Source organism: Streptomyces sp. MGP-P1, assembly GCF_057766565.1.
Map to the genome: position 1 here is coordinate 335,822 of NZ_JBYMEM010000001.1, position 19,747 is coordinate 355,568.

At 73.2% G+C, this 19,747-nt stretch carries 20 protein-coding genes and 1 pseudogene; 9 read left to right on the forward strand and 12 right to left on the reverse strand.

Going from position 1 to position 19,747, the window contains the following annotated elements; all coding sequences use genetic code 11:
• Window positions 1-43 precede the first annotated feature (43 nt).
• The 6 genes from AC3CH1_RS01495 to AC3CH1_RS01520 all read right to left on the reverse strand — a co-directional run bounded on the left by AC3CH1_RS01495 (window position 44) and on the right by AC3CH1_RS01520 (window position 5,719).
• Window positions 44-894 (reverse strand): IS5 family transposase gene (locus AC3CH1_RS01495; RefSeq protein WP_488461164.1). Its coding sequence is split into 2 segments (ribosomal slippage): window positions 44-555 and window positions 555-894, totalling 852 coding nucleotides; the frame shifts between segments, so codons are not numbered across the junction.
• A gap of 50 nt (window positions 895-944) precedes the next feature.
• The gene (locus AC3CH1_RS01500) at window positions 945-2,063 is read right to left on the reverse strand and encodes an acyl-CoA dehydrogenase family protein (RefSeq protein WP_488461165.1); all 1,119 of its coding nucleotides are present in this window, start codon (window positions 2,061-2,063) and stop codon (window positions 945-947) included.
• On the reverse strand, window positions 2,060-3,253 hold the full coding sequence (locus AC3CH1_RS01505; protein ID WP_488461166.1) for an acyl-CoA dehydrogenase family protein: 1,194 nt from the start codon (window positions 3,251-3,253) through the stop codon (window positions 2,060-2,062). Before AC3CH1_RS01505 ends, AC3CH1_RS01500 begins: the two co-directional genes overlap by 4 nt.
• Window positions 3,250-4,215 (reverse strand): NADPH:quinone oxidoreductase family protein, encoded by a 966-nt coding sequence (locus tag AC3CH1_RS01510; RefSeq protein WP_488461167.1) that lies wholly within the window; start codon window positions 4,213-4,215, stop codon window positions 3,250-3,252. The genes AC3CH1_RS01505 and AC3CH1_RS01510 overlap by 4 nt, the downstream gene beginning before the upstream one ends.
• Before the next feature lie 129 nt (window positions 4,216-4,344).
• Window positions 4,345-4,944 carry a helix-turn-helix domain-containing protein gene (locus AC3CH1_RS01515; RefSeq protein ID WP_003964368.1) on the reverse strand — a complete coding sequence of 200 codons (600 nt, stop codon included), beginning with the start codon at window positions 4,942-4,944 and terminating at the stop codon, window positions 4,345-4,347.
• 40 nt (window positions 4,945-4,984) lie between these two features.
• Entirely contained in the window at window positions 4,985-5,719 is a 735-nt protein-coding gene (locus tag AC3CH1_RS01520) for a PIG-L deacetylase family protein (RefSeq protein WP_488461168.1), read from the reverse strand.
• Between the two features lie 225 nt (window positions 5,720-5,944).
• Between AC3CH1_RS01520 and AC3CH1_RS01525 the strand changes: the two genes are divergently transcribed.
• A complete protein-coding gene (locus AC3CH1_RS01525; protein ID WP_488461169.1) occupies window positions 5,945-6,517 on the forward strand; it encodes a rhodanese-like domain-containing protein in 573 nt (190 codons plus the stop codon).
• Between the two features lie 61 nt (window positions 6,518-6,578).
• Here AC3CH1_RS01525 and AC3CH1_RS01530 read toward each other — a convergent pair whose 3' ends face one another.
• Window positions 6,579-7,874 carry an alpha/beta fold hydrolase gene (locus tag AC3CH1_RS01530; protein WP_488461170.1) on the reverse strand — a complete coding sequence of 432 codons (1,296 nt, stop codon included), beginning with the start codon at window positions 7,872-7,874 and terminating at the stop codon, window positions 6,579-6,581.
• Window positions 7,875-8,025: 151 nt separating this feature from the next.
• On the opposite strand from AC3CH1_RS01530, the gene AC3CH1_RS01535 reads away from it, so the two are divergent.
• Window positions 8,026-9,189, forward strand: a complete 1,164-nt coding sequence (locus tag AC3CH1_RS01535; RefSeq protein WP_488461171.1) for an ABC transporter ATP-binding protein — start codon at window positions 8,026-8,028, stop codon at window positions 9,187-9,189.
• 59 nt (window positions 9,190-9,248) lie between these two features.
• On the opposite strand, the gene AC3CH1_RS01540 is transcribed toward AC3CH1_RS01535, so the two are convergent.
• Window positions 9,249-9,548, reverse strand: a complete 300-nt coding sequence (locus AC3CH1_RS01540; protein WP_488461172.1) for a DUF2087 domain-containing protein — start codon at window positions 9,546-9,548, stop codon at window positions 9,249-9,251.
• Between the two features lie 300 nt (window positions 9,549-9,848).
• Between AC3CH1_RS01540 and AC3CH1_RS01545 the strand changes: the two genes are divergently transcribed.
• Window positions 9,849-10,754 carry a nitroreductase/quinone reductase family protein gene (locus AC3CH1_RS01545; protein WP_488461173.1) on the forward strand — a complete coding sequence of 302 codons (906 nt, stop codon included), beginning with the start codon at window positions 9,849-9,851 and terminating at the stop codon, window positions 10,752-10,754.
• A gap of 13 nt (window positions 10,755-10,767) precedes the next feature.
• Here AC3CH1_RS01545 and AC3CH1_RS01550 read toward each other — a convergent pair whose 3' ends face one another.
• From AC3CH1_RS01550 to AC3CH1_RS01565, 4 genes are all read right to left on the reverse strand, one after another.
• Window positions 10,768-11,718 (reverse strand): ABC transporter substrate-binding protein, encoded by a 951-nt coding sequence (locus AC3CH1_RS01550; RefSeq protein WP_488461174.1) that lies wholly within the window; start codon window positions 11,716-11,718, stop codon window positions 10,768-10,770.
• Entirely contained in the window at window positions 11,715-12,386 is a 672-nt protein-coding gene (locus AC3CH1_RS01555) for an ABC transporter permease (protein ID WP_488461175.1), read from the reverse strand. Before AC3CH1_RS01555 ends, AC3CH1_RS01550 begins: the two co-directional genes overlap by 4 nt.
• A 25-nt stretch (window positions 12,387-12,411) precedes the next feature.
• Window positions 12,412-13,089, reverse strand: a complete 678-nt coding sequence (locus tag AC3CH1_RS01560) for an ABC transporter permease (RefSeq protein WP_488461176.1) — start codon at window positions 13,087-13,089, stop codon at window positions 12,412-12,414.
• 117 nt (window positions 13,090-13,206) lie between these two features.
• Window positions 13,207-13,422 carry a DUF4166 domain-containing protein gene (locus AC3CH1_RS01565; RefSeq protein ID WP_488462118.1) on the reverse strand — a complete coding sequence of 72 codons (216 nt, stop codon included), beginning with the start codon at window positions 13,420-13,422 and terminating at the stop codon, window positions 13,207-13,209.
• 48 nt (window positions 13,423-13,470) lie between these two features.
• On the opposite strand from AC3CH1_RS01565, the pseudogene AC3CH1_RS01570 reads away from it, so the two are divergent.
• The 6 genes and pseudogenes from AC3CH1_RS01570 to AC3CH1_RS01595 form a co-directional block, all read left to right on the forward strand.
• Window positions 13,471-13,748: pseudogene (locus AC3CH1_RS01570) on the forward strand (TetR/AcrR family transcriptional regulator); the annotation flags it as partial.
• A gap of 221 nt (window positions 13,749-13,969) precedes the next feature.
• Window positions 13,970-15,028, forward strand: coding sequence for a tetratricopeptide repeat protein (locus AC3CH1_RS01575; protein ID WP_488462119.1), 1,059 nt, complete (start codon window positions 13,970-13,972; stop codon window positions 15,026-15,028).
• The gene (locus AC3CH1_RS01580) at window positions 15,025-16,074 is read left to right on the forward strand and encodes a polyprenyl synthetase family protein (protein ID WP_488461177.1); all 1,050 of its coding nucleotides are present in this window, start codon (window positions 15,025-15,027) and stop codon (window positions 16,072-16,074) included. The genes AC3CH1_RS01575 and AC3CH1_RS01580 overlap by 4 nt, the downstream gene beginning before the upstream one ends.
• A gap of 113 nt (window positions 16,075-16,187) precedes the next feature.
• Complete coding sequence (locus tag AC3CH1_RS01585) at window positions 16,188-16,778, forward strand: cysteine hydrolase family protein (RefSeq protein ID WP_488461178.1); 591 nt, start codon at window positions 16,188-16,190, stop codon at window positions 16,776-16,778.
• Window positions 16,779-17,095: 317 nt separating this feature from the next.
• A complete protein-coding gene (locus AC3CH1_RS01590; RefSeq protein ID WP_488461179.1) occupies window positions 17,096-18,268 on the forward strand; it encodes a glycosyltransferase in 1,173 nt (390 codons plus the stop codon).
• A 152-nt stretch (window positions 18,269-18,420) separates the two neighbouring features.
• A complete protein-coding gene (locus AC3CH1_RS01595) occupies window positions 18,421-19,746 on the forward strand; it encodes a sugar transferase (RefSeq protein WP_488461180.1) in 1,326 nt (441 codons plus the stop codon).
• The last annotated feature ends 1 nt before the right edge of the window (window position 19,747 follow it).

Here is a 19,747-nt window from a genome sequence, read left to right on the forward strand (position 1 = left end):
GCCGTTGTGTCCGAGGGCGCCCCTAGGGCCTGTCTTCAAAGGGTCATATCCACATCAGGAGTGACGCGATGGTGAGTGCCGCTTCGTAGGATTCTCGGGTTTTGTCGTAGCGGGTGGCGATGGCCCGGTACTGCTTCGACGCGTTGAAGCAGCGTTCGACGACGTTGCGCTGCTTGTAGCGCTCCTTGCCGAAAGCGGGCGGCCTGCCGCCGTTGCTGCCACGACGGCGGCGGTTCGCCTGCTGGTCCGAGCGTTCCGGGATCGTGTGCGGGATACGACGTTTTCGCAGGTAGTTGCGTATACCTCGGCTGCTGTATCCCTTGTCGCCCAGGAGATGGTCGGGCCGGTTGCGCGGTCGGCCCGGGCCCGGACGGCGAACCCTGATCTGCGCGAGGACCTGCTCGAACTGCGTGCAGTCGTTGATGTTGCCGCCTGTGACGACAAAGCCGAGCGGACGGCCGCGGCCGTCGCAGGCGAGGTGAATCTTGGTCGTCAGTCCGCCACGGGATCGTCCGAGGGCGTGAGCGTGTGCCACTTCTGCAGGGCTTGCCCCTTTTTACGGGCGCCGGCCGCGTGCTGATGAGCGCGGGTGATCGTGGAGTCCACCGACACCAGCCAGTCAACATCCCCAGCCGCTTCCTTTTGAGCCTGAACGGCTTCAAGCATCCGCGTGAACGTGCCATCGAGCGCCCACCTGCGGAAACGTGTGTACAACGTCCGCCAGGACCCGTATCTCTCCGGCACATCACGCCAGGCCGAACCGGTCCGAAGCTTCCACACGATCCCGTTCAGAACCACCCGATCGTCCCGCCGGGGCCGCCCCGCGCCCGTTCGCGGAAGCAGCCCCGACAGAACGTCCCACTCTTCGTCCGAGAGCTCATGTCGCCGCACCATGCGCCACATGATGCCCCATCAACAACCTTTGAAGACAGGCCCTAGGCCCCCTAGGGAGCCGGAAGTTCCGCCAGCTCCGCGAGGGCCTGACGATGGCCGCCCGCCGTGCCGTACGCGATCGAGTCGGCCTTGGCGCGCTTCAGGTAGAGGTGCGCCGGGTGTTCCCAGGTCATGCCGATCCCGCCGTGCAGCTGTACGCACTCCTCGGCGGCGTGGACCGCGACGCCGGAGCAGTACGCCTGGGCCACCGCGACCGCGAGCGGGGCGTCGGGGCTGCTGGTGGCGAGGGCGTCGGCGGCGTTGCGGGCGGCGGCGCGCGCCGAGACGACCTCCAGCCAGAGCTGCGCCATCCGGTGCTTGAGCGACTGGAACGAGCCGACGGGCCGGTTGAACTGGTGGCGCTCCCGGGTGTACCGGACGGTCTCGGTCAGACACCACTCCGCGAGGCCGAGCTGTTCGGAGGCGAGCAGTCCGGCCCCGGTGAGCAGTCCGCGCCGTACCGCGGTGGCGCTCGCGTCCGCGTTCGCCAGCAGGGTCCCGGCGGCCCCGGTCAGGGTGACGGCGGCCAGCGGCCGGGTCAGGTCGAGCGGGACGAGCGGCTGTACGGCGACGCCGGGGTCGGTGGCCTCGACTGCGTACAGCCCCTCGGCGGTCGGCACCAGCAGCACATCGGCCACCGCCGCGTCGGCGACGCCGCGTACCGTCCCGTCCAGTGAGGCGAGCACCGCGTCAACCCCGGCGGGCGGAGTCGCGAAGGGCACGGCGAGCACGGCCGTACGGGCGCCGGAGGCCAGCTCGCCCAGGAGCGCTGGGGCCGGACCGTTCTCGGCGCCCAGGGCGAGCAGCGTCTCGGTGGCCACGACGGAGCTGGTCAGATACGGGGCGGGGGCCACGGACCGGCCGAGCTCCTCCAGGACCACGGCGGCCTCTCGGTGGGACGCGCCCTGGCCGCCGAGCTCCTCCGGCACGAGGAGTCCGGCCGCGCCGATGCCGGTGGCGAGCGAGGACCACAGCCGCTGGTCGTACGGCGTGTCGGACTCGGTCGCCGCGATCACCGTCGGCGCGTCGGCCCGGTCGGCGAGGAGGGCGCGCACGGCGGCGCGCAGGTCCTCCTCGTCCCTGGAGTAGAGCAGGTCGGGGGTGGCGGGGGGCTGGGCGGGCGTGGTCATCGGCTCAGGTCCTTCCAGGCGACGTCCTTGTCGTTGCGCGGTTCGGAGGGCAGGCCGAGGACGCGCTCGGCCACGATGTTCAGCAGGACCTCGCTGGTGCCGCCCTCGATGGAGTTGCCCTTGGAGCGCAGATAGCGGTAGCCGGCGTCCCGCCCGGTGAAGTCGACGAGCTCCGGGCGGCTCATGGTCCAGTCGCCGTACAACAGGCCTTCTTCGCCGAGCAGTTCAACTTCCAGGCCGCTGATCTCCTGGTTGAGCCGGGCGAAGGCGAGCTTCATGCCCGAGCCCTCGGGTCCCGGCTGTCCGGCGACGAGCTGCTGGCGCAGCCGCTCGCCGGTGAGCCGGGCGACCTCGGCCTCCACCCAGAGGGTCAGCAGGCGCTGGTGGGTGTCGGGGGTGCGCAGTTCGGGGCGCTCGCGCCAGGTCCTGGCGACCGGGCCGATCATGCCGCCCTCGCGGGGGATGCGGGAGCCGCCGATGGAGACACGCTCGTTCATCAGGGTGGTCTGGGCGACCTTCCAGCCCTCGCCGACGGGGCCGAGGCGGTGGCTGTCGGGGATGCGTACGCCGGTGAGGAAGACCTCGTTGAACTCGGCCTCGCCGGTGATCTGGCGCAGGGGCCGCACCTCGACGCCGGGGTCGGTCATGTCGCAGATGAAGTAGCTGATGCCGCGGTGCTTGGGCAGGTCCGGGTCGGTGCGGGCGATGAGGATCGCCCAGCGGGCCAGGTGGGCGCTGGACGTCCAGACCTTCTGGCCGTCGACGATCCAGTCGCCGCTCTCGTCCCTGACGGCCCGGGTGGCGAGGGCCGCGAGGTCGGATCCGGCGCCGGGTTCGCTGAACAGCTGGCACCAGACCTCCTCCCCCACCCACAGCGGGCGCAGGAAGCGGCGCTTCTGCTCGTCGGTGCCGAAGCCCAGGATGGTGGGCGCGGCCATGCCAAGGCCGATGCCGATGCGGCGTGGGTCGTTGTCGGGGGCGTCGGCGGCGGCGAGTTCGGTGTCGACGGCCTGCTGGAGGGAGCGGGGCGCGTCGAGTCCGCCGAGGCCCACCGGGTAGTGGACCCAGGCCAGGCCCGCGTCGAAGCGGGCCCTCAGGAAGTCGGTGCGGTCGGTGGTGGCGGGCGGGTGCGCGGCGAGCAGCTCGCGGGTACGGCGGCGGACCTCGGCGGCGTCGACTGCGGGGCTCATCGGGGACCTCCGGGGAGGACGACAATGCGGCCGGTGCTAGTGCCGTCGGCGACGCGCTGGACGGCGTCGGCCGCTCGGGCCATCGCGACGCGCTCACTGACCAGGGGTTTGACGATGCCCTGCTCGGCGAGCTCGGTCAGCTCGTCGTGGCAGGCGCGGACGGCGGCCGGGTCCTTGGTGTTGTACAGGCCCCAGTGCAGTCCGACGACGGAGTAGTTCTTCACCAGGGCGTGGTTGAGGCCCGGGGCGGGGACGACGCCGCTGGCGAAACCGACGACGAGGATGCGCCCCTCGAAGGCGACGCACTTGGCGGACTTGGCGTACGCGTCGCCGCCGACCGGGTCGTAGACGACGTCCGCGCCGCGCCCGCCGGTGGCGTCCTTCACTGCGGCGACGATGTCCTCGCTCCGCCGGTCGATGACCAGGTCGCAGCCGAGGTCGCGGGCGACCGCCGCCTTCTCCGGGCCGCCGACGACGCCGATGACCTTCGCGCCCGCCGCCCTGCCGAGCTGGACGGCGGCGCTGCCGACACCTCCGGCCGCCGCGTGGACGAGGAGGGTCTCCCCGGGCTGGAGGCGGGCGCGGCGGTGCAGGCCGAACCAGCCGGTCTGGTAGCCGATGTGCAGGGCGGCCGCCTCGGCGTCGTCCAGCGCGTCGGGGGCGGGCAGCAGGGCCGCCTCGTCCGCGACGACGTAGTCGGCGAAGCCGCCGTGGGGCAGGGCCGGGGTGGCGAGGACGCGGCGCCCGTCCTCGGTGGTCCCGCACACCTCGACGCCCGGGGTGAACGGCAGCGGCGGCCGCACCTGGTACTGGCCCCGGCAGAGCAGGGCGTCGGGGAAGTTGACGTTCGCCGCGCGGACCTCGACGAGCACCTGCCCGTCGCCGGGCGTGGGCCGGCCCGTCTCCTCCAGCCGCATCACCTCGCCCGGCTCGCCGTTCCGGTGCACTCGCCATGCCTGCATGAGGGGCCTCCACAACACTGTCGGCTTCAACCGCTGCCGCGGTCGGCATTACCACTGCTGCGCCGCATACTAAGCGGTCGCTTGCCGATATGGGAACACCTCGGGCCCGGGCTCCAAAGGCTCCTGGCCTCAGGCGCGCTTCGGCTTCGCCCGCACGTGCATGCGCTCGCCCTGCGGACCGAACAGGCTGAGGAACTCCACCGTCTCGTCCTCGGCCGGGCCGAACCAGTGCGGCAGCCGGGTGTCGAACTCGGCGGCCTCGCCCGGCTCCAGCACCAGATCGTGTTCGGCCAGCAGCAGCCGCAGCTTCCCGGAGAGCACGAACAGCCACTCGTACCCCTCGTGCGTGCGCTGTTCCGGCGGGCCGCCGCTGCCGGGCTCCTGGATCAGCTTGTACGCCTGGAGGCCGCCCGGCCGGGCGGTCAGCGGCAGCATGGTCCGGCCGTGCTGGACGATCGGCTTGGCCCGCACGCGCGGATCGCCGACGGGTGCGGCGCCCACCAGGTCGTCGAGCGGCACCTCGTGGGCGCGGGCGATCGGCAGCATCAGTTCGAGGCTGGGGCGGCGGCCACCGGATTCCAGCCGGGAGAGCGTGGAGACGGATATGCCGGTGGCTGCCGAGAGCGCGGCGAGGGTGACACCGCGGTCCTTGCGCAGCCGTCGCAGGCGGGGGCCGACACCGGAGAGGACGGATTCCAGTTCCGGGTCGTCCCGGTCGTGTTCCTTCATGCGGCCATTGCAGGATCGGCAAGCCGGTTTGTCAATACGGTCAGAGGGCGAAGACCTCGAAGGTGACCGCGGGGCGGCCGCCGAACCGCTCGGCCGCGTCCTGGGCCATGCCCTCCAGGAAGGTCCGGCAGTAGCGCTCCGGGTCCTCCTGGGTCAGCGCCTCGATATACGTGCGGTGCTCCAGCAGCGACCGGACCGAGCGTTCGAGACCCGCGGTCGCGTCGACCGCGTGGGTGGGCCGGTCACTGCCCGCCACGGCGGTCCAGCGCACCCCGTCCCACGGGTCGAGTCCCCGTTCGCCGAGTTCCGGGTAGATCCAGCGGTTGCCCGCGTCGGCGACGGCGTCCAGGGCGGCGCGCCCGACCGCGCGGTGGTCGGGGGTGTTCCAGGCGACCACGCCCCAGGTGTCCCGGTGGTTGAGGGTGACCATCAGTTCGGGGCGGTGCCGGCGGATGGCCGCGGCGATGTCGCGGCGCAGGCCGGTGCCGTACTCGATCACGCCGTCGCGGTGGTCCAGGAATTCCACGGTCCGCACGCCGACGACGGCGGCGCTCGCCCGTTGCTCCCGCTCGCGCACCGGCGCGCACTCCTCGGGCGACAGCGTGTCGATCCCGGCCTCGCCGCGGCTGGCGAGGAGGTAGACGACCTCACGGCCGCCGTCTGTCCACTCCGCCACGGCGGCGGCCACTCCGTACTCCAGGTCGTCGGGGTGGGCGACCACGGCCAGTGCGCGCTGCCAGTCGACGGGCATGGGTTCGAGTCGCTGCGACGTCATACGGGCAGGCTACCCACGCAATGTCGGCACGGCAGGCTCCCCACGCACCGTCGACACGGCAGGCTCCCCACGCACCATCGGCACGGCAGGCTCCCCGGCCCCGGCGCCGGGCATGCGAGGCTGGAGTCCGGTGACGGTCACCGCGAACACGACCGCCCGGCCCGTCCGGGCTGGGTGCGGGGCGCCCCGCACCCAGCCGATCCGGCGAACGAAAGGAACCCGCTCGTGCCCAGCCCCGCATCCCTCTCCCCCGCCCAGGCCGCAGCCCGTCTGGAGGAGTTCACCGTCATCGACGTGCGGGCTCCGGGCGAGTACGCCGCCGGACACGTTCCCGGCGCCCTGAACATCCCGCTCGACAAGCTGCCGGACGCGCTGCCCGCGCTCAAGTCCGCCTCCGCGCGCGGTTCGCTGCTGGTGGTGTGCGCTTCCGGGGTCCGCTCCACCCGGGCCTGCGAGATCCTCTCCGGAGCGGACATCGAGGCCGTGACGCTGACCGGCGGCACGTCGGCCTGGGAGGGTGACGGCCGCGGCCTGGACCGCCCCGAGGGCGCGCGCGCCACCTGGCCCATGGAGCGTCAGGTGCGGCTCGCGGCGGGCTCGCTGGTGGTGGCTGGGCTGGTCGCGGGCATCCGCTTCCCGGCGGCGCGCTGGCTGTCCGCGGGCGTCGGCACGGGCCTGGTGTACTCGGCGCTCAGCAACACGTGCGGGATGGCCGCGGTCCTCTCGAAGCTGCCGCACAACCGGGCCCCGCGTGCCGCCGGCGACCTGGACGCCACGCTGGAGGAGCTCCAGCGCTGACCCGACGGGGCCGGCCGGTCCACGAACGGCCGGCCCCGGGGCCGGGCGCGCGCCCGGCCGGTCAGGCCTCGTCGCGGACCAGCGCCAGCAGCCGGTCCAGGACGCGGGGGCCGCCCGCGCGCACGCCGTCGTGCTCGTACTCGTCCGTCACCCAGGTCCGCAGCCCCCGGATCGCCGCCGCCGTGCGCAGCGCGTCCGCGGTGTCGACGTACATGTCGTCGTGGTAGACGGCCGCGGCGACCGGGACCTCGTTGGCGGCGAGCCGCTCGGGGTCGTACAGCAGGGGCCAGTCGGTGCGCTGCGCCAGGAGCTCGGCGGTCTCGCGCAGCGGGCGCAGGGCTGGGTCGACGTCGAAGTGCCAGGGGTGGATGGTCTCGCCGGTGAAGAGGACCGGGCCGTCGCCCGCCAGCGCCGTCGCCGCGTCGAACTGGGGGAACTCGGCGCGGACACGCTCTGCGGCCCAGGCGGTGGGGCGCTCGCCCTGCCCGTAGATGGCCTCGTGGAGCAGGGCGTACAGCGGATGCCCGGCAAAGGAGGCGGCCGTGCGCATGGCCTCCTGGAAGGCGTCGGAGAGTTCGGTGGCGCCCGGGGTGCGGACGAACGCGTTCTCCAGCAGGTAGTGGAGCTGGTGGCTGCCGCTTCCCGAGCCGAGCATGATGCCGAGCGACTGGAAGCCCTCGGGCGTCAGCCGGTGTCCGGCGCTCTCGGGACGGTGCTCGGCGAGGTACGCGGTGATCGCGCGGGCGCGCTCGACGTCCTGGGGGTAGCGGGCGTAGTGGGCGGCGACCTTGCGTTCGACGCGGGGGTACGCGGCCCGGTAGACGTCGTCCGCGTGGGCGTCCAGCGAGGGCAGTCCGCCGGTAATCAGGATGGCCGCGAGGCCCTCGGGGGCCGAGGAGAGGTAGCGGACGGCGCAGAAGCCGCCGAAGGACTGGCCGAGGACCGTCCAGGGCGCTCCGCCGGTGAGCCGCTGCCGGATCAGCTCGCAGTCGCGCACGATGGAGTCGGAGCGGAAGTGGGCGAGGTAGTCGGCCTGTTCGCGCGGGCCGCCGCGCAGCGGGAGGGTCTGCCGGTTGGCCGGGGTGGACAGTCCGGTGCCGCGCTGGTCGAGGAGGAGTACCCGGAACTCGCGCAGGGCGCGGCCGAGCCAGGCCTCCGTGCCGACGAACCGGCGCGCGCCGAAGCCGGGGCCGCCCTCCAGGTAGACCATCCAGGGCAGCTCCTCGCCGGCCCGGGAGGTGGCGACCGCTTCCCGGCCGTAGACCTCGATCTGCTCGCCGCCGGGGTCGCTGTGGTCCAGGGGCACGGTGAATCGCCGGTCGGTGAGGACGACGCCGGGCTGCCGGTAACTGATCACGGGAACTCCTGAATCCGGGTGCGGACTGATCCGGGCGAAAGGGCCAGTTCAGCACATGGCCGCACCGGTCCGGCGAAGGGGTCGCCGGGGGGGTGCCCCGGACGGTCCCGGCCCGTGTGCGGTGCGGCCGGAGGGCTCCTAGCGTTCAGGCATGATCCGGTTCGAGCAGGTCGGCAAGGTCTATCCGGACGGGACGACGGCGGTCGACGGGCTGTCCTTCGAGGTGGCGGAGGGCGAGCTGGTGACCCTGGTGGGACCGTCCGGCTGCGGCAAGACGACCACGATGATGATGGTGAACCGGCTGATCGAGCCGACCTCGGGCCGGATCCTGGTGGACGGCGAGGACATCTCCGGGATCGACCCGGTGAAGCTGCGCCGCCGGATCGGCTATGTGATCCAGCAGGTGGGCCTCTTCCCGCACCGGACCGTCCTGGACAACACCGCGACCGTCCCGGCGCTGGTCGGCTGGAAGCGCGCACGGGCCCGGGAGCGGGCGGCGGAGCTGCTGGACCTGGTGGGCCTGGACCCGAAGACGTACGGCTCGCGCTATCCGGCGCAGCTCTCCGGCGGGCAGCGCCAGCGGGTGGGCGTGGCGCGGGCGCTCGCGGCGGATCCGCCGGTGCTGCTGATGGACGAGCCGTTCGGCGCGGTGGACCCGGTGGTGCGGGAGCGGCTACAGAACGAGTTCCTGGCGCTCCAGCAGCGGGTGCGCAAGACGGTGCTCCTGGTGACGCACGACATCGAGGAGGCGGTACGGATGGGCGACCGGATCGCGGTGTACGGGCAGGGGCGCATCGAGCAGTTCGACACCCCGGCAGCCGTGCTCGGCACCCCGGCGACCCCGTACGTGGCCCGGTTCGTGGGTTCCGACCGGGGGCTGAAGCGGCTGTCGGTCACGGCGATCGAGCCGGAGGACCTGGAGGAGCCGCCGGTGGCCCGGCTGGAGGAGCACGCGGGGGCCGCGGCGGCCCGGCTGGCGGCGGCGGGGGCCCGCTGGGCGGTGGTCCTGAACGGCGCGGGCGAGCTGCACGGCTGGGTGTCGGCGGACGCGCTGCGGTCGGCCGGGGAGGAGGGGACGGTGGGTGGTCTGGCCCGCCGGATGGACGCGTGGGTGCCGGTCGGGGCCCCGCTGAAGCAGGCGTTCAGCGAGATGCTCCAGCACGACGCGGGGTGGGTGGCGGTGCTGGACGGGGCCCGGTTCCTCGGGGTGCTGACCCCTGCCAAGCTGCACGAGGCGCTGCGCCGGTCGGTGGACGCCGACGCGCAGGGGGTGGGCCGTGACGAGGTGGAGTTCGATTCCGTGGCGGACGCGTAGGGGGGTGGCGGATCCGCGCGGCCGGGGTCTTTGACTTCCGGCCCGCCCACCTGCGCCGGTCAGCGTCCGCGGCGGTAGCTGCTGCCGTCCCGGGGCCGGACCAGCAGCCCCGCCACGACGAGGTACCGGCGCAGCACGGAGCAGTCCTCGTGAACGGTGAGGAGGGCGTCGTTCACCTCGCGCTCGGTGTACGAGCGCTCCCGCTCGAACAGGGTGTCGGCAAGGTGCACGAGCAACTGCCCCCGCCGGGCCTCCCTGCGCGGGATCGCGACCAGGCGGCCGTGCGAGAAGAGCGCTTCGACCCGGGAGGTCCGAGGGGTCCGCGACGGCTGCGCGAGGGTCTCTTGTTCAGCGGGCATGGCCGGAAGCGTCGCAGCCGTCCGGAGGAGGGGCAACGCCTTTTCGGCGTTGCCCCTCCTCGCGTTGACAGACCCGCACCGCCCGGGTTGTGATGGGTGCGTGCAGCGTGACGTCGGCCAAAGAGATCTGGGCCGGCCGGCGGTCAAGCCAGCACCTTCTTCCCAGGGATGACGCCGTGAGTCCACTCATCGCCCCCTGCCTCTGAGCACCGCAGCCTCCGAACGCTTCGCCGCGGGCGCGCACCCCCGCGACGCCGGGCCTTCGCCGCCCGCTTTCCTTCCGGGAGACCCAGAACCTCCATGTCCCATGCCTTCCAGCAGTCCGTCATCACCGAATTCCGCGCGACCGCGGGGAAGGTCGGCGGCCCCTTCGAGGGCGCCGACCTCCTGCTGCTCACCACCACCGGAGCCCGCTCCGGGAAGCCGCACACCACACCACTGGGATACGTGCGCGACGGCCGTTCGCTGCTCGTCGTCGGCTCCAACCTCGGCGCACCGCTCCATCCCGACTGGTACCGCAATCTCCTCGCCCGTCCCACCGTGCGGGTCGAGTTGGGGGACGAGGAGTTCGAGTCCCTCGCCGTACCCGCCGAAGGGGAGCGGCGCGACGAACTCTTCGCCCGGGTCGTCGCCGAGGCGCCCGGGTACGCGGACTACCAGGACGCGACGGACCGGGTGCTGCCGGTCGTGGTCCTGGAATTGCCCGAGCGCGACGCGACGGCCCCCGCGATCAATTCGCTCGCCGACAAGCTGGTGGAGGTGCACACCTGGCTGCGCGGCCAACTGCGCCACGTGCACGACGAGACGGAGGCGCACTTCGCCGCGCGGGCCGCACACCAGGGCGGGGGCGAGGCGCCCGCACCCGGTCTCGGGCTCCAGATCCGGCAGCGCTGTCTGGCGTTCTGCCAGGCCCTGGAGTTCCACCACACGGCCGAGGGCGGTCACATGTTCCCGACGATGGAGGGCTACCACCCCGAGCTGGGGCACGTCTTCGACCGGCTGCGGGAGGAGCACCGGAGCATCGGGGCCGTCCAGTCGGCGCTCGCGGCCCATCTGGCCGACGTCGCCGTCGCGGAGCCGGACCGCTTCCGCGCCGAACTGGCCCGGATGACCGCGGACCTGACCGCCCACCTCGACTACGAGGAGGAGCACCTCCTGCCCCTGCTGGCCGGTGTGCCCTGGCCCCCGGCGCCGCCCGCCTCCTGAGCCGTCGGGCGGCTCAGTCCTTCGGGAGGAGCTTCCTCGACTCCAGGTAGGTGCGCGCGACGTCCTCGGGCAGCCTGCGCCAGCTGTCGACCTGCTCGTTCATCGAGGCCAGGTCGGCGGTGGTCAGCACGGTGTTGAGCCGGTCGAGGGCGTCGCGCACCCCGGTGCTCCCGGCGCGTGCGCGGTTGACGACGGGGACGACGTAGTCGGCGTTCTGGAGCTTCTTGTCGTCCTCCAGCAGGACGAGGCCGAACTGGTCCAGGGTGGCGTCGGTCGTGGTGGTCAGGACCATCTGGTCCTGACCACTCTGCACCGCCTGCTTGGCCTGGGTGGTGCCGACGCCCTTCGGGTCGACGGCGACGACGTCGATGCCGTACGTCCTGCGCAGGCCGGGGGCGCAGTAGGGCCGCTGGACGCATTCGTCGCCCGCCGCCAGTCGAACGGGCAGTTTCGCGGCGCCGACGTCGCTGAGGGTCTTCAGTCCGTGTTCCTTCGCGTACGCGGCGGTGACGGCGAAGGCGTTCTGGTCGACGGCCCGGCCGGGGGCGAGGACGGTGAGTCCGCGCGGGGCGGCGAGCGAGCGCAGCTCCTTCATGGTGGTGGCGAGGTCGGGCGATCCGACCGGGGGTGCGTCGGCCCCGTTGGCCTTGGCGTTCAGCCAGTCGGCGAAGGTCGCCGCGTACTCCGCCACCACGTCGATCTGGCCGTTCTCCAGGGCCGGTTCGTAGATCTCGCGATTGGTCACGGAGATGATGTCGGCGGAGTACCCGGCGTGCTCCAGGAGCAGCGCGTACAGCTGGGCCAGCAGGTCGCTCTCGGTGAAGCCGGCCGATCCGACGGTGAGGTGCTCGCTGTCGCCGGGCGGTGCGGTGACCTCGCCCTGGTTCTCCAGCGCCGGGCCCGCCGTGCAGGCCGTGGCGGCGAGGAGGGCCAGCGCGGCCAGGGCCCGGCGGGCGCGGCTCATGCTGCCTCCCGGTCGCGCCGGGGGGCGAGACGCTGCCCCGCCTCGAAGAGGCTCTCGACGAGGAGGGCGAAGGCGGCCACCAGGATCGCCCCCGCCACCACCTGCGGGGTGGCGGCGAGGTTGAAGCCCGCGGTGATGATCCGGCCCAGTCCCCCGCCGCCGGCCAGCGCCGCGATGGTGGCGGTGGCCACCAGCTGGACGGCGGCGATCCGCACGCCGGTGAGGATCAGCGGGAGGGCGAGCGGCAGCTCCACACCCAGCAGCAGCTGGCGGCCGGTCATGCCCATGCCCCGGGCGGCCCGGACGACGTCCCGGTCGACCTCGCGCATTCCGACGTAGGCGTTGGTGAGGAGCGGCGGCACGGCGAAGAGCACGAGCGCGATGACCGTCGACCACTGCCCGTGCGTCCCGATGGGGGTGAGCAGCAGCAGGACCAGTACGGCGAAGGTGGGCACGGCGCGGCCGACGTTGGAGAGGTTGACGGCGAGCGCGCCGCCCTTGCCGAGGTGGCCGAGGACGAGGGCGACGGGCAGCGCGATCAGGCAGCTGATGAGCAGACAGACGACGGTGAGGTAGAGGTGTTCGCCGAGCCGGTTCCAGACGCCGTCGGGGCCGGACCAGTGGGCGGCGGTGGTGAGCCAGGACCAGGTGTCGGAGAGGGTGTTCACGTCCGCGCCCCCCTGCCGGGTGTGTTCACGCCCGCCTCCGGGGCCAGGGGGTCAGCAGCCGTCCCGCTCCCAGGAGCAGCAGGTCCGCGGCGACGGCGATGACGACGCACAGGACGGAGGCGGTGAGCACCTGGGCCTTGAAGTAGGTGTTCATGCCGGAGTAGATGAGGTTGCCGAGTCCCCCGTGGCCGACGATCGCCCCGATGGTGACCAGGGAGACCGCGGATACGGTGGCGATGCGCAGCCCGGCCATCGCGGCGGGCAGGGCGAGCGGGAGCTCCACGGCGATGAGCAGACGCAGCGGCCCGTAGCCCATGCCGCGTGCGGCCTGGCGGGTCTCCTCGGGGACGGCCCGGAGCCCGGCCAGGATGTTGCGGACGAGCAGCGTCAGGGAGTAGAGGACGAGCCCGGCGATCACCAGCGCGGCCGAGAGTCCGTACAGCGGCAGCAGCAGGGAGAACATCGCGAGCGACGGGATCGTGTACAGGATCGTCGTGAGGCCCAGCACCGGCCCTGCCGCCCAGCGCCACCGACGGGCGGCCACCGCCAGGGGGACGGCGAGCAGGAGCGCGATGGCCACCGAGGCGGCCGTCAGCTGGAGGTGTTGCAGCACCGCGTCCATGAGGATCTCGCGGCGGCTGGAAAGGTAGGCCCCGCAGATCCACTCGTTGCGGGCGAGGCAGTCGTCCGGGGGCGCCGTCACCCGTCCATTCGAGCGCGGCGGCGGTTCCGTCGCGCGTCGGGGGCCGCCGTTCGAGGGGTTGAGCGAGTGCTCACCCCCTCTGGTGGCGTCCTGGCACGGAGGAGGTCGAGCACCCGCTCAACCCCTTCGTGGTCGACCCGGGGCACGCGTGGGCCGGTACACAGAGGCGTTGATCAGGGTGAACGTCTGGACGAAGGTCACGGTTTTCCGGTCGTGAGCGTCGGTGGACGGCACGTTCTCGATGGTGAACGGGACGTCGCGGCCGGTTCTCGGTACCAGGATGTCGCGTGGGGTGCCGAGCCGAGGAACGGCCGCCCGCCGTTGCTTGCGCAGACCGCCCGGCCGTCCCGCCGTCGCCCCGTCCCTCCGCGCCCGCCTGGAGCATCCGTGCTCGACCTGTGCACCGCCGGGTTCGAGAAGGCCCTCACCCGGATCCTGGCGGACTCGCCGCTGGGCGAGTTCACCGACCCGGTGGGCCTGGCAAGCGCCGTGGGCGGGTCGTTCGCGGGCCTGGAGCTGTACGAGGCCTCGACCCCGCGGGGGCCGGACGTGCCTTCGCCGCGCTGGAGCAGCTCGCCGAACTGGCCGGGGTGCTGGACGAACTCGGCCCGGTGGCCCGGCGGGCCGTACGCCACCTGCGGCGCACGGGGAGAACGTAGAAGGTGACGCGCGGCGGGAATGCGGAACGACCTGGGCTTCCCGAGCAACCCTCCTCGCCCGGCCGCCGTCTTGATCCATGACAGGACGGTGCGCCACGTGTGACGTGCGGCGCCCAACCCCCACAAGATCCGGGCGTGCACGATCGCTGGACTATACTCTCCGCGTATACATGGAAGGTATAGTCAGCGTGCTGCGGCCCGGCACCGCGCGGAAGGCCCCCATGCAGACCAAGGCACTGGCGCCCGAGTACCAGGGAGCACTCACCAAGATGTCGGTGAACGCCTCCCTCACCGACGTACTGGCCGAAGGCGTACGCCACTTGAGGCAGGCCGAGCTCTCCGGATCGCAGGAGGAGGTGGCGCGCTCGGGCCTCGCCGTGGCCGAGGCGCACCGCAGGCTCGGACAGGTCGCGGAGGCCGATCGGGCGTGGAAGGCCAGTTACCGGGCCGCGCGGAGGGCCGGGAACACCGGGGCGATGGCGTGGGCGTTGTGGAGCGGGGGCACGCTGGCCCGCCAACGCGGTTCGCTGCGCCTCGCGTTCAGGCTGCTCGGCCTCGCCGCGGAGCTGGGGAAGCGGGGCGGGGACGTGGTCGCCCGGGGCTATTCGCTGGCCGGCCTCGCCGAGACCGGACGGATCCAGGGCGACTACGCGACCGTCGCCACGCTGCACGAACAGCTGCTGGCCGAGGCCCGTGCCCGGGGCGAGGCCCGGCACACCGTCTGGGCGCTGGAGGGCATCGCGCAGATCCACCGCAACACCGGTTCGCTGGACACCGCGTTGGAGATGTTCGAGGAGGCGGCCGTCCTGGCGGGCGACGCGGACGACCGGCGCGGCCGGGCGTGGGCCCTGCGCGGCATCGCGGACATCGTCTCCCTCCGGGACGGGGCGACCGGGCGCGCACTCGACCTGCTCTCCGAGGCCGAGGTGACCTGCCGCGAGATGAACCTCTCCAGCGCCCTCGCCTACAACCACAAGATGCGGGCCAACGTGCTGTTCCGCGCCGGGCGGTACGAGGAGGCGCGCGAGGTCTACGAGCAGGCGCTCGGCGAGTTCCGCGCGATGGACGAGCCTCGGGGCGAGGCGCTCGCCTCGCTCGGCCTGGTCAAGGCGCGGGCCAGGCTCGGCCGGGACCGCGAAGCCACCGCCGCCGAGCTGGACGAACTGCGCTGCAGGCTGAGCCGGATCGGACTGCTCAACGCCCAGGAGATGGTCGAGAAGGCGTACGCCGAACTCGGCGTGGGACCGGCCGCCGCGGGCGAGAGCGACGGTCGCCGATGACGCTCTCCACGACCAGCCGGGCGAGCGCACCGCAGATACTGGACCGCTGCCGCGAACTGGTGCGTCCGGCCCTGGTGGAGTCGGTGGGGCGGTTGCACCCCTGGCACGCGGAGACGGCGGCCTTCTCGCTGGGCTGGAGCGGGACCGGCGGCGAGCCGGCGCCCGGATCGCAGGGCAAGGGGGTCCGCCAGGCGCTCGCGGTGCTCGGCGCGGAGGCGGCGGGCGGGAGCGGGTCGGACGCGCTGCTGGGCGCGGTGGCCGTCGAGCTGATCCACACCTTTTCCCTGATCCACGACGACATCATGGACGGGGACGAGACACGTCGTCGTCGGCCGACGCTGTGGAAGGCGTACGGCACGGGCCCGGCGGTCCTCGCGGGGGACGCCCTGTTCGCGTTGGCCGTCTCCACGCTGGCGGAGGCTCCCGGGCCGGGCGGCGCGGCGGCGGTCCGGCGACTGGCGGGCGCGCTGGGCGATCTGGTGCACGGTCAGGCGCAGGACCTGCTCTTCGAGTCCCGGCCGTGGACCGGGCCCGGGGCGGTCCTGCCGCACGAGTACCGGTCGATGGCCACCCACAAGACGGGCTCCCTGCTCGGTTGCGCCGCTGCCCTGGGCGCGGTGCTGGCCGACGCCCCGGCGAGCACCGTCGAGGCGCTGGACCAGGCGGGGCGGCATGTGGGGGTGGCGTTCCAGGCGGTGGACGACCTGCTCGGGATCTGGGGCGATCCGCAGGTGACCGGCAAGCCGGTGCACAGCGACTTGCGGCGGCTCAAGAAGACGTACCCGGTGCTCGCGGCCCTGTCAGCCGACCACCCGGCGGCCCGGCGTCTCGATGCGCTGCTCACCTCCGCCGGGCCGCTCGACGACCGGGCGGCGCGCCGTGCGGCCGAGCTGATCGACGAGGCAGGGGGGCGGCGGGCCGCGGTCGCCGAGGCGCACGAGCACCTGGCGGCGGCCCGCGCCTGTCTGGACCGGGTTCCGTTGGCGGAGGGCGCGCGCGGGGACCTGCTCACGCTGATCCCGTACCTCGTGGAGCGCACCGGCTGACCCGTGGCCGCCCGCCGGAAAACGGCGGGCGGCCACGGTCCCGCGTAGGGCACGATGGGCCCGGGCGTGCCTTCGCCCACGCACCCGCCACGAAGACGTGAGGACTCCCCCGCGTGACTACTCTTCCCGCTCCCGTCACGGCGCTGCTCGTCGTCGACGTCCAGTCGGCGTTCGTCGCGGGGGACGCGGCCGTGCCCGACGCGCCCCGGCTGCTGGACCGGGTGACGGATCTGATCGGGCGGGCCCGGGAAGCCGGGGCGCTCGTCGTCCACCTGCAGAACGACGGCCCGGCCGGGCAGCCGGACGAGCCGGGGACGCCCGGGTGGGAGCTGCACCTGCCCGTGCGCACCGGGCCGGCCGAGACGGTGATCCGCAAGAGCGAGGACGACGGTTTCGACGAGACGTCGCTCGAGGCCGAGCTGCGAGCGGCGGGCGTCCGGGCGCTCGCCGTGTGCGGGGTGATGTCGGAGATGTGCGTGCTCGCCACCGCCCGCCGGGCCCTGGAGCTGGACTACCGGGTCGTCCTGCCCCATGACGCCCACGCCACGTACGACATTCCGGCCGCGCCGGACATCAGTGACGTGGTGCCGGCGGCGATGGCGTCACGGGTCGCGGAATGGGCTCTGGGCGACGAGGTGGAAATCGTGGCGCACGCGGCGACCGTCCTTTTCGCCACTCCGTCCGCCACCACGAGAACGGCCTAGTCGGCCGATAGATGGTGCCGCCATCCGGTGCGGCGATCGGCGCAGTACGGTATGCCGGAAACGGCCGAAGATATAAGCGGCGGATGCGTACGGATCATCTCCGCCATTCCGTACCAGGACTCTCGGCAAGCCCTTTCACCTGCTGCCCGTGAAGGGCCGACGGTCATGCGCCGATCTGCTGCGCGACCACCCGAACGGCCCTCCTTCCCGCGTCATCCCCCTGTGGTCGTATGAGCGAGTCACGCGCACGATTTCCCCATAACTCTGCCAAAGTGCACTTCGGCTTTACTCACCGGATTGAGCGAAGAGAGCCGTGCGTGCTGCACATGCGTCGTACTGAAGAAAGCCAATTGACGGTCCTTCATTTGGTTCAACCCGTGGACGGCGGAGTGGCCCGGGTCGTCACCGATCTCGTCAGGGCCCAGGCCGGGTCCGGGCTGCGCCCGGTGGTGGCCTGCCCGCCCGGCAGCCCGCTGGCCATCGGGGCGGCGGCCGCGGGCGCCGAGGTCCACGGCTGGTCCGTCACCCGTGCCCCCGGGCCCCGGCTGGCCGGTGAGGTGGCCGCCGCGCGCCGGATCGTCCGCGCGAGCCGCCCGCACGTGGTGCACGCCCACAGCGCCAAGGCGGGACTGGCCGGCCGGATCGCGGTGCGCGGCCGGATCCCCACCGTGTTCCAGCCGCACGCCTGGTCGTTCGAGGCGGTCGGCGGGCGCACGGCGGAACTCGCGCTCGGCTGGGAGCGGTTCGGCGCGCGCTGGGCCGATCACATCCTGTGCGTCAGCGAGTCCGAACGCCGCACCGGACAGGAGGCGGGCATCGCCGCCCGCTGGTCGGTCATCCACAACGGCATCGACCTCGACCGTTTCCGTCCCGGCGAAAGCGGGGACCGTGCGGAGGCCCGCGCCTCGCTGCCCTTGCTGGAGGGCGCCGACGCGGACGCCCCGCTGGTCGTCTGCGTCGGCCGGCTCACCCGGCAGAAGGGGCAGGACGTGCTGCTGCGCGCCTGGCGCCGGATGCCGGCGGCCGGGGCCCGTCTGGTGCTGGTGGGGGACGGACCCGACCGAAACGGGCTGGAGGCGTCGGCCCCGCCGGGCGTGCTGTTCACCGGAGCCTGCGAGGACGTGCGGCCGTGGATCCACGCGGCGGACGTCCTCGTGCTGCCCTCCCGCTGGGAGGGCATGGCGTTGGCCCCGCTGGAGGCCATGGCCTGCGGGCGCCCCGTCGTGATGACCGACGTGAACGGGGCGCGGGAGAGCCTGCCGCCCGGTCACGAGGCCCACTGTCTGGTGCCTCCGGAGGATCCGGCGGCACTGGCCGCGGCGCTGACCGCCCTGCTCGCCGACCGGGAGCTGCGCGATGCGCTGTCCCGCCGGGCCCTGCGCCACACCCGGGCGGCCTTCGACGTCCGACGGACCGCGGGGGCCGTTGCCGGTCTCTACCAGGAACTGGTCGGCGTGTCCGGCCCCACGAGGAAGCGCACCGAGCGATGACGATGGAGAGTGCACCGGTTCCCGGCGCTGGTCAGGCAACAGCCGTGCAGGCTCACACGGTTCATCCGCCGCGAAGAAGCGGCGGCGGTGCGCGGGCACAGCCCGGCAAGCGCCGAACCGTCCGGTACGGCCGTCTCGCGCCGCTCCTGTGCGTGGACGTCCTGGCGCCGGCCGTGACGTTCGCCCTGGTCGTCCCGGCCCCGTGGCCCTGGACGCTGGTGGCCGTCCAGGCGGTGGCGCAGGTGTTGATCTTCGCCCGACGCGGCCTGCACCGGATGCGTCTGTCCCCCTCGGTCCTCTCCGAACTCCCCGCCCTGCTCGGCCTCACCCTCCTCCAGTGGTACGTGACCATGGAGGTGCTGGCCGCCTGGGCCCCGCAACAGGCGATCGGCTGGACCGTACTGGCGTACGGGGCCGCCACGCAGACCGTGCTGACCTGCGCGGGACGCGCGGCTGTGTACCGGGCGCGCCGGTGGGCCGCGGTCCGCCGTCCGCTGTCCACGCTCGTCGTGGGTCAGGGGCCACTGGCCCGTCAGGTGACGGCCGCCCTGTACGACCACCCCGCCTACGGACTGCGGCCGGTCGGTCTGGTCGCGCCCCCGGCATCCGGGGACGAGAAGCAGCCGACGGGTTCCGACCCCGTGCCGCTGCCGGTCCTGGCCGCGCCCCAGGAGGTGCGGCGGGCCGTCGTCCAGAACAGCGTGCGGCACGCGGTGTTCACGGCGCCGCCCGAGGCCACCCCGGACGGCGCCGCCCTCTTCACTCTGCTCACCGCTCACGGCTGCCGGGTGTGGCTGGTCACCGGTCCCGGCGCCGTCGCGGGGCCCCCGGCGGAAGGCCGCCCCGATCACCTGTGGGGTTTCGCCGTCCAGCCGCTGAACGACGGGACGGACCGTCCTGTCGGCCACGGGGCGAAGCGGGCGATGGACGCCTCCCTGGCCGCGGTCGGACTGTTGCTGGCGGCCCCGGTGATGGCGGTCTGTGCCCTGGCCGTGCGGCTCTCCGACGGACCGGGCGTGATCTTCCGTCAGGAACGCGTCGGCCGGCACGGGCGCCCCTTCGTCCTGCTGAAGTTCCGTACGCTGCGGCCCGCCGACGTCCAGGAGTCGGCCACCCGCTGGAACGTCGCGTCCGACGGGCGGATGAGCCGCGTCGGCCGGGTGCTGCGCCGGACCTCCCTCGACGAGTTGCCGCAGCTGTGGAACGTCCTGCGGGGCGATATGAGCCTGGTCGGCCCGCGTCCCGAACGGCCCTTCTTCGTGGCGCAGTTCAGCCGCACCCATCCCGGCTACCAGGCCCGCCACCGGATGCCCGTGGGCATCACGGGTCTGGCCCAGGTGAACGGGTTGCGCGGCGACACCTCGATCGAGGAGCGCGCCCGCTTCGACAACCGCTACATCGAGACCTGGTCGCTGTGGCAGGACGCGTGCGTGCTCGCGCGGACCGCGGGCTCCCTGTTCCGGCTCGGAGGCAGCTGAT